Below are 12127 nucleotides of genomic sequence, written 5' to 3' on the forward strand. Positions count from 1 at the left end.
TGCAGGTCAGGCCTGTTGCCGATCGCTGACGATACGTTGTCAGATCATCCAAGAATTGAGTCAAGGGCATGCGCAGAAGTTGATTTTTCTGCGTTCGAGCCACCGGTACTGGAGAAAATAAAGCATGAGCAACTGGTTGGTAGACAAGCTGATCCCTTCGATCATGCGTTCCGAGGTCAAGAAAAGCTCGGTTCCCGAAGGCCTCTGGCACAAGTGCCCATCCTGCGAGGCGGTGCTTTATCGTCCGGAACTGGAAAAGACCCTGGACGTCTGCCCCAAGTGCAATCATCACATGCGTATTGGTGCCCGGGCGCGCCTGAACATCTTCCTGGATGCCGATGGCCGTGCCGAGATCGGTGCGGACCTGGAGCCAGTGGACCGCCTGAAGTTTCGTGACAGCAAAAAATACAAGGATCGCCTCACGGGGGCGCAGAAGCAGACTGGTGAAAAGGACGCCCTGATTTCCATGAGCGGTTCCTTGCTGGGCATGCCGGTGGTTGCCTGTGCATTCGAGTTCTCTTTCATGGGTGGCTCCATGGGCGCCATCGTGGGCGAGCGCTTCGTTCAGGCTGCCAACCATGCATTGGAAAAACGCTGCCCGATGGTCTGCTTCGCCGCATCCGGTGGTGCGCGCATGCAGGAAGCCCTGATCTCCCTGATGCAGATGGCCAAGACCTCAGCGGTTCTGGCTCGTCTTCGTGAAGAAGGGCTGCCGTTCATTTCCGTGCTCACTGATCCGGTCTACGGCGGCGTGTCCGCCAGCCTGGCGATGCTGGGTGATGTGATCGTTGCCGAGCCAAAAGCGTTGATCGGCTTTGCAGGCCCTCGCGTGATCGAGCAGACCGTTCGCGAGAAGCTGCCTGAAGGCTTCCAGCGCAGCGAGTTCCTTCTGGATCATGGCGCTATCGACATGATCATTGATCGTCAGGAACTGCGTCCGCGCCTGGGGAATCTGCTCGCACAATTGATGAGCCTGCCGACCCCTGTATTCGTACCGCCGGTAGTGGAACATGTTGTTGTTCCGCCGGCTCCGGCTAACGTATGACCCCAGGATCGCTGGGCGACTGGCTTGCCTATCTGGAGCAACTGCACCCTTCGGCCATCGATATGGGGCTGGAGCGTTCGCAACAGGTCGCTCGGCAACTGGGTCTGACCCGGCCTGCGCCTCGGGTGATAACCGTCACCGGGACCAACGGCAAGGGTTCGACCTGCGCGTTCCTTGCCGGGCTGCTCCAGGCCCAGGGGCTGAAAGTCGGGGTCTACAGTTCGCCTCATCTGCTTCGATACAACGAGCGGGTGCAGGTGCAGGGCGTCGAAGCCACGGATATCGAGTTGTGCGATGCGTTTGCGGCTGTCGAGGCGGCGCGTGGCGATGTCACGTTGACCTATTTCGAAATGGGCACGCTGGCGGCGTTCTGGTTGTTCGAGCAGGCCGGGCTGGACGTGGCGGTGCTTGAGGTTGGTCTTGGCGGTCGTCTGGACGCGGTCAACCTGATTGATGCCGATCTGGCGCTGGTCACCAGTATCGGTATCGACCACGCTGACTGGCTGGGGGATACCCGCGAATCCGTCGCTTTCGAAAAAGCCGGTATTTTCCGCGAAGGTCGTCCTGCCCTGTGCGGTGATCTTGACCCGCCTGAACCTTTGCTGGCTCAGGCCGCTGCACTCAACTGTCCACTGTCGTTGCGGGGTCGCGAGTTCGATTTGTCGATCACCGAGCGCAACTGGAACTGGTTGGGTCGCGACCGGGAAGGGCGTTTGATTGAGTTGCGCGACCTGCCCCTGCTCGATTTGCCCATGGAAAACGCTGCGCTGGCGTTACAAGCCTTCCTGCTACTGGACGTTGGCTGGCAACCTGAGGTTATTCGGGAGGCCTTGTCTGGCACCCGGATCATCGGACGCCTGGACCGCCGCTCGTTCAACTGGCATGGCAAAGCGCTTCATTTGCTGCTGGATGTGGGTCACAACCCCCATGCCGCGCAGTTTCTTGCTCGTCGCATGGCTGAGCGTCCGGTGGCTGGCAGGCGTCTTGCGGTATTTGGTTTGCTGGCCGACAAGGAGCTCGAAGGTGTGGTCGCCGAGCTGGTTGGCAGTATCGACGAATGGGCTGTTGCGCCGTTGCCGACCTCTCGCAGCCGTCCGGCGTCCGATCTTCAGGTGGCACTACAGAACCTTGGCGCAAAAGTGGCGTCCTATCAGAGTGTTGCGTTGGCACTGGAAGCTCAATGCGCGCACGCGACGACCGATGACGAAATTTTGCTGTTCGGGTCTTTTTACTGTGTTGCCGAGGCCCTGGAATGGTTGACCCGGCACGCCAAAGAGGAAGCTTCAAATGGCACTGCTGGATAACGTATTCAAACAGCGAATGGTTGGCGCTCTGGTGCTTATTGCCGTGGCGGTGATCTTCCTGCCCATGCTGTTCACGCGTCAGGATGAGACGCATCGCGTCGTGGTGGACGCACCGGCCGCGCCTCAAGCGCCGGCAACGCCTCAGGTGCAGGTAGAGCCCGTCCCGGTTCCCGAACCGCAGGAGCTTCCTCAGGAACCGGTGCCCACAGACGATGATTTGAGCCAGAGCAGTCAAGCGCCGTCGACCCCCATCGCGCCTGCGCCTGAAAAACCCGTTACTGCACCCGCGGCACCCGCGCCATCGGCCCCTGCCGTCAAGCCGACGCCCAAACCAGCGCCTGCCCCGACTGCTCCTGCGAGTGCGCCCGCACAGGTGGCGACCAAGCCAGCCGCGCCAAGCGGTGTAGACGCCAATGGCCTGTCGGTCAGTTGGACGGTGCAACTGGCCAGCATGTCTAGCCGGGCCAATGCCGACAATCTGCAGAAAACCCTGCGTACCCAAGGCTACAACGCTTATATCCGCACTGCCGGTAATGTGAACCGGGTGTTTGTCGGGCCGCTCATCGAGCGTGCCGAAGCTGATCGTCTGCGCGATCAACTCGACAAGCAGCAGAAGCTCAAGGGTATCGTTGTACGCTTCCAGCCCGAACGCGGCTGAGGCTTTTTCAGCGAATGTAAGGCCTGCCGGTAATCCCCGCTTACCGGCAGGCTGGCGCTCTGCTAAAATGCGCCGCCTTATCTGTTCGCAGGCTCAAACGTGCCATTTACCCCGGTCGACTGGGCGATCCTCGGGATTGTCGTCATTTCTGCTCTGATCAGTCTCAAGCGCGGCTTCGTCAAGGAAGCCCTGTCGTTGGTGACCTGGATCATTGCAGGTGTTGTTGCCTGGATGTTCGGTGCGGGGCTTTCGCAGTATTTGGTCAGTTATATCGAGACGCCCTCGTTCAGGGTGATCGCAGCCTGTACTATTCTTTTTGTCGCCACATTGCTGGTCGGCGCAATGGTCAACTTTCTCATCGGAGAACTGATTCGAGTCACCGGGCTTTCCGGGACCGATCGTTTTCTCGGCATGGTCTTCGGCGCCGCGCGCGGGGGCCTGCTTGTCGTAGTGGCAGTCGGGCTGTTGAGCCTGGGGCCGGTGCAACAGGATCAATGGTGGCAACAGTCCAGGTTGTTGCCACAATTTCTCATGGTCGCTGACTGGTCGAAAAACCTGATTCTCGGGATGTCCAGCAAGTGGCTCGCCAGCGGCATCAGCGTACCTGCTGACCTGCCGTTCAAGGATCACCTCCTGCCGCCTTCAGTGCCGCAGGAAGTGCTCGGTAAATCCAGTTCCACTAAGTAGGGGTTGTGTCGCATGTGTGGCATCGTCGGTATCGTTGGTAAGTCGAATGTCAATCAGGCGCTGTATGACGCGCTAACCGTCCTCCAGCACCGCGGCCAGGACGCTGCCGGTATCGTAACCAGTCATGATGGCCGGTTATTCCTGCGCAAGGACAATGGGTTGGTTCGTGACGTATTCCACCAGCGCCATATGCAGCGTCTGGTCGGACATATGGGCATTGGCCATGTGCGTTATCCGACAGCGGGCAGCTCGACCTCGGCCGAGGCGCAGCCGTTCTATGTCAACTCGCCGTATGGCATCACGTTGGCCCACAACGGCAACCTGACCAACGTCGAGCAGCTGGCCAAGGAGATTTACGAATCTGACCTGCGCCACGTCAACACCAATTCCGATTCGGAAGTGTTGCTCAACGTCTTCGCCCATGAACTGGCTCAGCGGGGCAAATTGCAGCCCACCGAGGAAGACGTTTTTGCCGCAGTGACCGACGTGCACAATCGTTGCCGTGGCGGCTATGCCGTCGTCGCGATGATTACCGGCTATGGCATCGTGGGCTTCCGCGACCCGGATGCCATCCGCCCGATCGTGTTCGGCCAGCGTCATACCGACGAAGGTGTCGAATACATGATTGCGTCCGAGAGCGTCTCCCTTGACGTACTCGGCTTCACGCTGATTCGTGACCTGGCACCGGGCGAAGCGGTTTACATCACCGAAGATGGCAAGCTGCATACCCGTCAGTGCGCTGCAAACCCTAAATACGCCCCCTGCATCTTTGAACACGTCTATCTGGCGCGTCCGGACTCCATCATCGACGGTATCTCGGTTTATAAGGCGCGTCTGCGCATGGGCGAGAAGCTGGCCGACAAGATCCTGCGCGAGCGCCCGGATCACGACATCGATGTGGTCATCCCGATTCCTGACACCAGCCGTACCGCCGCCCTCGAGCTGGCCAACCACCTGGGCGTCAAGTTCCGTGAAGGCTTCGTCAAGAACCGTTATATCGGCCGTACGTTCATCATGCCTGGCCAGGCGGCACGCAAGAAATCCGTACGCCAGAAGCTCAACGCCATCGAACTGGAGTTCCGCGGCAAGAACGTGATGCTGGTGGATGACTCCATCGTGCGTGGTACCACGTGCAAGCAGATTATCCAGATGGCGCGGGAAGCGGGCGCGAAGAATGTCTATTTCTGCTCGGCGGCCCCGGCTGTTCGCTACCCGAACGTGTATGGCATTGACATGCCTAGCGCTCACGAGCTGATCGCCCACAACCGCACCACTCAGGACGTTGCCGATCTGATTGGTGCCGACTGGTTGATCTATCAGGACCTGAATGACCTGATTGAAGCGGTCAGCGGTAGCAAGAAGATCAAGATCGATAACTTCGACTGCTCGGTCTTCGACGGCAAGTACGTCACTGGCGATATTGACGAGCATTATCTGAACAAGATCGAGCAGGCGCGTAATGACGCTTCCAAGGTCAAGACCCAGGCCGTGAGCGCGATCATCGATCTGTACAACAACTAATCATCAGGGAGGGCGCGGCATGACTCAGGAATGGGATGCCGGTCGGCTGGACAGCGATCTTGAAGGCGTGGGTTTCGATACCCTCGCTGTGCGGGCAGGCCAGCATCGTACGCCGGAAGGCGAACACGGCGATCCGATGTTCTTCACCTCCAGCTACGTGTTTCGCACGGCGGCCGACGCGGCCGCGCGGTTTGCAGGGGAAGTGCCCGGTAACGTTTACTCCCGCTATACCAACCCGACTGTGCGCTCCTTCGAGGAGCGCATCGCCGCGCTGGAAGGCGCCGAGCAGGCCGTAGCGACTGCGACGGGTATGGCCGCGATTATGGCAACGGTCATGAGTCTGTGCAGTGCGGGCGATCATGTACTGGTGTCGCGCAGTGTGTTTGGCTCGACCATCAGCCTGTTCGAGAAGTACTTCAAGCGTTTTGGCGTCGAAGTTGACTACGTACCTCTGGCCGAACTGGCTGGATGGGACGCGGCCATCAAGTCGAACACTAAACTGCTGTTCGTCGAATCGCCGTCCAATCCGTTGGCCGAGTTGGTGGATATCGCCGCGTTGGCCGAGATTGCTCACGCCAAGGGCGCGATGCTGGTCGTGGATAACTGTTTCTGTACGCCGGCACTGCAACAGCCGTTGCTGTTGGGGGCGGATGTCGTGGTTCACTCGGCCACCAAGTTCATCGACGGCCAGGGCCGTTGCATGGGCGGTGTGGTTGCCGGACGCAGCGAGCAGATGAAAGAAGTCCTCGGCTTTCTGCGCACCGCGGGACCGACGCTGAGCCCGTTCAATGCCTGGATCTTCCTCAAGGGTCTTGAGACCTTGAGCCTGCGCATGCGCGCGCACTGCGCAAGTGCCCTTGAGCTGGCGCAATGGCTGGAGCAGCAAGACGGGATCGAGAAAGTGCATTATTCCGGCCTCGCGAGCCATCCTCAGCACGCTCTGGCCCAGCGCCAGCAGAAAGGCTTTGGTGCGGTGGTGAGCTTCGAGGTCAAGGGTGGCAAGGACGGCGCATGGCGCTTCATTGATGCCACACGCCTGATCTCTATCACCGCCAACCTGGGTGACAGCAAGACCACGATCACGCACCCAAGCACCACGTCCCATGGGCGGCTCTCGCCACAGGAGCGTGAAGCAGCGGGTATTCGTGACAGTCTGATCCGGGTAGCGGTCGGTCTGGAAGATGTGGCTGACCTCAAGGCCGATCTGGCGCGTGGTCTGGCGGCGTTGTGACTGATTGGGTGATGCCGGCCGCCAGTACCGGCAATGGCCGGGTGGCGCTGGTCACCGGCGCAGCTCGCGGGATAGGTCTCGGCATCGCTGCCTGGCTGATAACCGAGGGTTGGCAGGTTGTTCTCGCTGATGTGGATCGTGCCCGCGGTGCCCGGGTCGCTGACACGCTCGGCGAGCATGTAGTGTTCATCGGCATGGATGTGGCCAGCGAAGAACAGGTCGCCGAAGGCGTGGCCCAGGTGATCGGTCGGTTCGGGCGCCTGGATGCGCTGGTGTGCAACGCTGCCGTCGCTGATCCGCGCAACACGACCCTCGAGAGCTTGAGCCTGGCGCACTGGAATCGCGTGCTGGCGGTCAATCTCAATGGTCCGATGCTGCTGGCCAAACACTGCGCACCGTACTTGCGCGCTCATTGCGGCAGCATCGTCAACCTGACCTCCACCCGCGCGCGACAATCAGAACCCGACACCGAAGCCTATGCGGCCAGCAAGGGCGGATTAATGGCCCTGACCCATGCCTTGGCGATCAGTCTTGGCCCCGAGATCAGGGTCAATGCGGTGAGCCCGGGCTGGATCGACGTTCGAGACCCGTCTGTACGACGAGCTGAGCCGTTGTCTGAGGCTGATCATGCGCAGCACCCAGCGGGCAGGGTCGGGACAGTGGAGGACGTGGCAGCGATGGTTGCCTGGCTGCTTTCCCGTAATGCCGGGTTCATCACCGGGCAGGAGTTTGTGGTGGATGGCGGCATGACCCGCAAAATGGTGTACGTCGAGTGAGCCTGTAGCGCGAACTCATGCGCCAAGCGATGGGTCAGTCACTGATGAAGCTGTGATCGGTTTACGGATGGCAAGGGCGCAAGTGATTGCGCCTTTTTTCGTTTCTGGCTTATGGCTTGAAGCCGGAAGCGGGCGACTGCTTTTTAGCTTGTTTGAAAAAAACTTCAAGCAGGCTATTGACTTAGGTTCGTTAGGTGCGTAAATTTCGCGGCCTCAACGAAGCAAAGGGTGATTAGCTCAGCTGGGAGAGCAGCTGCCTTACAAGCAGCGGGTCGGCGGTTCGATCCCGTCATCACCCACCATTTCTTGAGTTTCAACGCTACAAAAAAGTTACACCGGACGTTAAGTCCACCGACAAGCAGCGGTAGTTCAGTCGGTTAGAATACCGGCCTGTCACGCCGGGGGTCGCGGGTTCGAGTCCCGTCCGCTGCGCCATATTTTACGGATCGGGTCAGCCCGGTCTGCGATTGAAAAGCCTCAAGGCTGATCAGTCAGGGTTACACGAAACACGTTCTCGAAAACGCGTTTCAACAGGTTCAAACGGATGAAAGTCCGAGCGATACGCAGCGGTAGTTCAGTCGGTTAGAATACCGGCCTGTCACGCCGGGGGTCGCGGGTTCGAGTCCCGTCCGCTGCGCCATACATAGCTTCAAGGCCCTTGAACTCCTTGAAGCGAGAAAAAGCGACCCTAACCGGTCGCTTTTTTTTTGCTCCGGCTCATGAGGCTGGCGAATAGCGCCTCAATGACTCAGGGGCGAGCAATGTGCCTACAGCCTGTGTGGGCCGTGGGGCATCGGGATTTGAATGCCGGCTATCAAAAATCATTTCGTCATTTGTACCCCTTCCTTTCAATGTCCGCGTTGATCCTGCACCCGCCTTGTTGCAGACTTGCCGATGTTTTCCAAGTCCGCAGCAGTGCTGACCGTTTTTTTTTCAGGATTCTTGATGCCTAAATTATTGAGCTTACGTACCGCATGCTGGGCTGTTGCCCTGCTGGCCGCCGCGGGCTGTTCGGCAAAAAAGACAACCGTGTACGAACATGAGAACTTTGACGACGCGGGAACCTTTTCCAGAACTTATCCCGTCAGCGATTCCGCTTCCTGTGAGGCGGCGCGTCGTGCGCTGCTGAGTCAGGGCTACATCATCACCAGCAGTGACCCGAAGATGATCAGCGGGCACAAAAGCTTCCAGCAAACCGGCGAAACCCACATGGAGATCAGCTTCAACGTGGTATGTGCAGCTGATGGCAGCGGGGACAACGGCTCGACGATGTTCGCCAACGCCTTACAGGACCGTTACGCGCTGAAAAAGACCAATAACTCTGCCAGCCTGGGAGTAGGCGTGCTGGGTTCGGTGTCGATGCCCATTGGCTCCACCGATGATTCGATGGTCAAAGTCGCCAGTGAGACCGTGGCGTCAGACAAATTCTATGACCGCTTCTTCATCCTGGTTGAAAATTTCCTGCCGCCAGAAACGAAGAAGGCCACGCACATCGAAGAAAAGCCGAAAGCAGACCTCGGCGTTCCTGAGCCCGTGGCCAAGCCTGCTGCGCTGGCTGAACCTAAAGCCTCTCAAGCGAAGCCCGCCGAGGCGGCCCCGACCGCACCTGTCGCCGAGCCGGTTGTAGCACCAGCGGCCTCACCTGCCGTCGAATCCAGCGAGCCAGTGCCTGCGCCAGCGGCGACGGATTCTTTCCAGGCTGAACCCGTACCGGTCGAAACCACGCCAGAGACACCCGCCGCAACGCCGGAAGCCACGCCAGCGATGTGAGTGTGGAACGTCTTAGCCATCAAGCGAGCCCCTGTGATACCGGCTGAAGCCGATCCCGCAGGGGCTCGCTTGCTTTTGTGACTATCCCAGAAACAACTTATAAGCCGGGTTCTCGCTCTCGTCCCAATACGGATAGCCGATCTCGGCCAGCGCCGCCGGAACCAGGTGCCGTTCGCCCTCGGGCACCACCAGCCCTGCCACGACTCGGCCATCTGCCGCGCCGTGGTTGCGGTAGTGGAACATCGAGATCGTCCACTGGCCGCCCAGCTTGTTGAGAAAGTTGAACAGCGCGCCCGGGCGTTCCGGGAATTCGAAGCGGAACACCACTTCATCGCTGACCCGCTCGGCGTGACCGCCCACCATGTGCCGGATGTGCAGCTTGGCCAGCTCGTTGTCGGTGAGGTCCAGCACCGGGAAACCCTGCTCGGTCAGGCTGGACACCAGCGCGGCGCGGGGATCGGTGTCGGGGTGGGTTTGCACGCCGACGAAGATGTGCGCCTCGCGGTCGGTGTGGTAACGGTAGTTGAATTCGGTGATCTGCCGTTTGCCGATGGCTTCGCAGAAGGCCTTGAAGCTGCCCGGCTGCTCGGGGATGGTCACGGCGATGATGGCTTCGCGGCCTTCGCCCAGTTCGGCGCGTTCGGCCACGTGGCGCAGGCGGTCGAAGTTGACGTTGGCCCCTGAATCAATGGCCACCAGGGTCTGCCCGCTGACGCCGTAGTGCTCGACGTATTTCTTGATCCCGGCCACGCCCAACGCGCCCGCAGGTTCGGTGATGGAGCGGGTGTCGTCGTAGATGTCTTTGATGGCCGCGCAGATTTCGTCGGTGCTGACCGTGATCACTTCGTCCACGTAATCCTTGCAGACGTCAAAGGTGTGCTTGCCGATCTGCGCCACGGCCACGCCATCGGCAAACAGCCCGACCTGTTGCAACACCACGCGCTCGCCGTAGGCCATGGCCTGTTGCAGGCAGTTGGAGTCATCCGGTTCGACGCCGATCACCTTGATGTCCGGGCGCAGGTATTTCACGTAGGCCGCGATACCGGCAATCAGCCCGCCGCCGCCCACCGGCACAAAAATCGCGTCCAGCTGGCCCGGTTGCTGGCGCAGGATTTCCATGGCCACCGTGCCTTGCCCGGCGATGGTGTCCGGGTCGTCGTACGGATGGATGTAGACGAAGCCCATTTCCTCCACCAGTTTCAGCGAGTAAGCCAGAGCTTCGGGGAACGAATCCCCGTGCAGCACCACTTTGCCACCCCGCGAGCGCACGCCTTCGATCTTGATCTCGGGTGTGGTCTTGGGCATCACGATGGTGGCTTGAACGCCCAGGGTTTTCGCCGCCAGGGCCAGGCCCTGGGCATGATTACCCGCCGAGGCCGTGACCACGCCACGGGCCAGCTCTTCAGGGTTCAACTGCGCCAGCTTGTTGTACGCGCCACGAATCTTGAACGAGAACACCGGCTGCAAGTCTTCGCGCTTGAGCAGCACCTGATTGCCCAAGCGTTCGGACAACTGACGAGCGCCTTGCAGCGGGGTTTCCACGGCCACGTCGTAGACGCGGGAGGTGAGGATTTTTCGGGCGTAATAATTGAGCAGGTCGGTCATCGCGTCGGGCCTACACGGGTGGTGAAGGTGCGCAGATTCTGCGATGCGAAAAGGGCGAGGGGTGAAGGGTTGATGATCATGGTCTGACTCCTGTTCGATGTGGCCCGGGAGGCAGAAAAAACCCGCCTCTAGGGCGGGTTGGGTGCACGCGTCGGCTACCCCGCCATGACTGGAATGGCGGTAATAATAATCTGGCCGAAGAAATGCTTGGTTACGTTCATGGCCTGAAGACTATTTCGGTTGTGTGGCCCAAGTCAAGGCGGTCGGGGCTAAATTGCGGTCAGCGTGCTGCGTATCTTTAATGCCACTGACATTTTCCCTTCATGTGGGCACTTTATGGTGCAAGCCACGGTCAGTGAATGAACTCATTAAAGAACAGCCAAGAGGGCATGCGTTATGGACGACTATCTGGAAGAAATACTCGAATACAAAGCCTTTGAACTGGACCCGCCTGAGCCTGCGGACGACGCTACCGAGCTGTAAGCGTTCAGGCAATGTGGCGCTGGCTGCGACGGAACGCTCCGGGCGTCTGGCCGCTCCAGCGCTTGAAAGCACGCTGAAAAGCTTCAGCCGAGGCGAAACCCAGCAGATAGGCGATTTCGCCGAACGCCAGTTCGGTGTCGCGTATATAGGTCATGGCCAGATCCCGTCGCGTGTCATTGAGGATGGTACGAAAACGCGTTCCCTCCTCAGCCAGCTTGCGACGCAATGTCCAGGTCGGCAGCTTCAGTCGGGCGGCCACTTCCTCAAGATCCGGTTCCCTGCCCCCATTCAACAGTGGACCCAACAGACGGGTGATGCGTTCGCGAAGGCTGCGGGTGCGGGTCAGTTGTTCCAGCTCTTTTTCACACAGCTGCAGCAAGTGCTTCCAAGTGCTGGGGCAGTGTTCCGGATTGCACATCGCCAACACGTTTTGATCCAGAAGCATCTGATTGGACCCCGCCGCAAACATCACTGGTGTTTCGCTGAGCGGTGCATACAGGGGCGCGTATGGGGGCGCATCAAATTCGATTTCCATTCGTTGCGCCCGTATTGGCGCGCCTGCCACGGTCGAGAGTTGCTGCACCCAGCCGGCCAGGATCGAGTCCACCACAAAACGGTTATAGGCGTTGTACGGGCTGATGGAGTAGAAGCGCAGCCAGGCGCCTTGCGCGTCCTCATGAAAACTGGAGTGGCCCCGATAGTTAGAGCCGTACAGCGCTTCGAAACGGATCAGCGTTCGTGCGGCCTCACGCACGGTGGGCGCTTGGGCCGCGGCGACACCCGCCAGCCCGCACTGATTGATCCGACTCAATTGGCCCATACGCAAGCCCAGTCCCGGCTGGCCGGTGAGCTCAATGGCGGCATGGCCCAGGCGCATATAGCGCGGGATCGACAAACGTGCACCGGCCTGGGCCAGGCGTGGGGCGTCCAGGCCGTATTGCTCCAGCAGCGGAGCCGGGTCGCAGCCGAAACTGTGCACGGCATCACTCAGGCTGTGAACGAACCCGACAGACAGATCCCCCAGGCGCATGGGCGACGAAGTCATGG

At 59.9% G+C, this 12127-nt stretch carries 10 protein-coding genes and 3 tRNA genes; 11 read left to right on the top strand and 2 right to left on the bottom strand.

The annotated features are described in order from the left end of the window. Positions 1-124: 124 nt before the first annotated feature. From accD to ACP7B0_RS12565, 11 genes are all read left to right on the top strand, one after another. Entirely contained in the window at positions 125-1045 is a 921-nt protein-coding gene (gene accD, locus ACP7B0_RS12515) for an acetyl-CoA carboxylase, carboxyltransferase subunit beta (RefSeq protein ID WP_426141685.1), read from the top strand. Then, complete coding sequence (gene folC / locus ACP7B0_RS12520; RefSeq protein WP_426141686.1) at positions 1042-2349, top strand: bifunctional tetrahydrofolate synthase/dihydrofolate synthase; 1308 nt, start codon at positions 1042-1044, stop codon at positions 2347-2349. The genes accD and folC overlap by 4 nt, the downstream gene beginning before the upstream one ends. Then, positions 2333-3007: an SPOR domain-containing protein gene (locus ACP7B0_RS12525; protein WP_426141687.1), complete on the top strand. Its 675-nt coding sequence runs from the start codon at positions 2333-2335 to the stop codon at positions 3005-3007. The genes folC and ACP7B0_RS12525 overlap by 17 nt, the downstream gene beginning before the upstream one ends. A gap of 99 nt (positions 3008-3106) precedes the next feature. Next, a complete protein-coding gene (locus ACP7B0_RS12530; RefSeq protein ID WP_426141688.1) occupies positions 3107-3694 on the top strand; it encodes a CvpA family protein in 588 nt (195 codons plus the stop codon). Positions 3695-3706: 12 nt separating this feature from the next. After that, positions 3707-5215, top strand: coding sequence for an amidophosphoribosyltransferase (purF, locus tag ACP7B0_RS12535; protein WP_426141689.1), 1509 nt, complete (start codon positions 3707-3709; stop codon positions 5213-5215). Between the two features lie 19 nt (positions 5216-5234). After that, positions 5235-6446, top strand: coding sequence for an O-succinylhomoserine sulfhydrylase (locus ACP7B0_RS12540; RefSeq protein ID WP_426141690.1), 1212 nt, complete (start codon positions 5235-5237; stop codon positions 6444-6446). A gap of 11 nt (positions 6447-6457) precedes the next feature. After that, positions 6458-7222 carry an SDR family oxidoreductase gene (locus tag ACP7B0_RS12545; protein ID WP_426141885.1) on the top strand — a complete coding sequence of 255 codons (765 nt, stop codon included), beginning with the start codon at positions 6458-6460 and terminating at the stop codon, positions 7220-7222. Between the two features lie 226 nt (positions 7223-7448). Beyond that, positions 7449-7524: transfer RNA gene (locus tag ACP7B0_RS12550), tRNA-Val, on the top strand. A gap of 56 nt (positions 7525-7580) precedes the next feature. Then, positions 7581-7657, top strand: a tRNA-Asp gene (locus tag ACP7B0_RS12555). Positions 7658-7785: 128 nt separating this feature from the next. Further along, positions 7786-7862: transfer RNA gene (locus ACP7B0_RS12560), tRNA-Asp, on the top strand. Positions 7863-8167: 305 nt separating this feature from the next. Further along, the gene (locus ACP7B0_RS12565) at positions 8168-8992 is read left to right on the top strand and encodes a DUF2242 domain-containing protein (protein ID WP_426141886.1); all 825 of its coding nucleotides are present in this window, start codon (positions 8168-8170) and stop codon (positions 8990-8992) included. 81 nt (positions 8993-9073) lie between these two features. Here the strand turns inward: ACP7B0_RS12565 and ilvA are convergent, their stop codons facing one another. Continuing rightward, entirely contained in the window at positions 9074-10597 is a 1524-nt protein-coding gene (gene ilvA, locus ACP7B0_RS12570; protein WP_426141691.1) for a threonine ammonia-lyase, biosynthetic, read from the bottom strand. A gap of 487 nt (positions 10598-11084) precedes the next feature. Next, entirely contained in the window at positions 11085-12125 is a 1041-nt protein-coding gene (locus tag ACP7B0_RS12575) for an AraC family transcriptional regulator (protein WP_426141692.1), read from the bottom strand. Positions 12126-12127 lie beyond the last annotated feature (2 nt).

Source organism: Pseudomonas sp. DWP3-1-2 (assembly GCF_049896285.1).
GTDB lineage: Bacteria > Pseudomonadota > Gammaproteobacteria > Pseudomonadales > Pseudomonadaceae > Aquipseudomonas.

Coding starts and splice junctions, on each gene's coding strand:
- accD (WP_426141685.1), top strand. CDS start 125: ATGAGCAACTGGTTGGTAGACAAGCTGATCCCTTCGATCATGCGTTCC.
- folC (WP_426141686.1), top strand. CDS start 1,042: ATGACCCCAGGATCGCTGGGCGACTGGCTTGCCTATCTGGAGCAACTG.
- ACP7B0_RS12525 (WP_426141687.1), top strand. CDS start 2,333: ATGGCACTGCTGGATAACGTATTCAAACAGCGAATGGTTGGCGCTCTG.
- purF (WP_426141689.1), top strand. CDS start 3,707: ATGTGTGGCATCGTCGGTATCGTTGGTAAGTCGAATGTCAATCAGGCG.
- ACP7B0_RS12540 (WP_426141690.1), top strand. CDS start 5,235: ATGACTCAGGAATGGGATGCCGGTCGGCTGGACAGCGATCTTGAAGGC.
- ACP7B0_RS12545 (WP_426141885.1), top strand. CDS start 6,458: ATGCCGGCCGCCAGTACCGGCAATGGCCGGGTGGCGCTGGTCACCGGC.
- ACP7B0_RS12565 (WP_426141886.1), top strand. CDS start 8,168: ATGCCTAAATTATTGAGCTTACGTACCGCATGCTGGGCTGTTGCCCTG.
- ilvA (WP_426141691.1), bottom strand. CDS start 10,597: ATGACCGACCTGCTCAATTATTACGCCCGAAAAATCCTCACCTCCCGC.
- ACP7B0_RS12575 (WP_426141692.1), bottom strand. CDS start 12,125: ATGACTTCGTCGCCCATGCGCCTGGGGGATCTGTCTGTCGGGTTCGTT.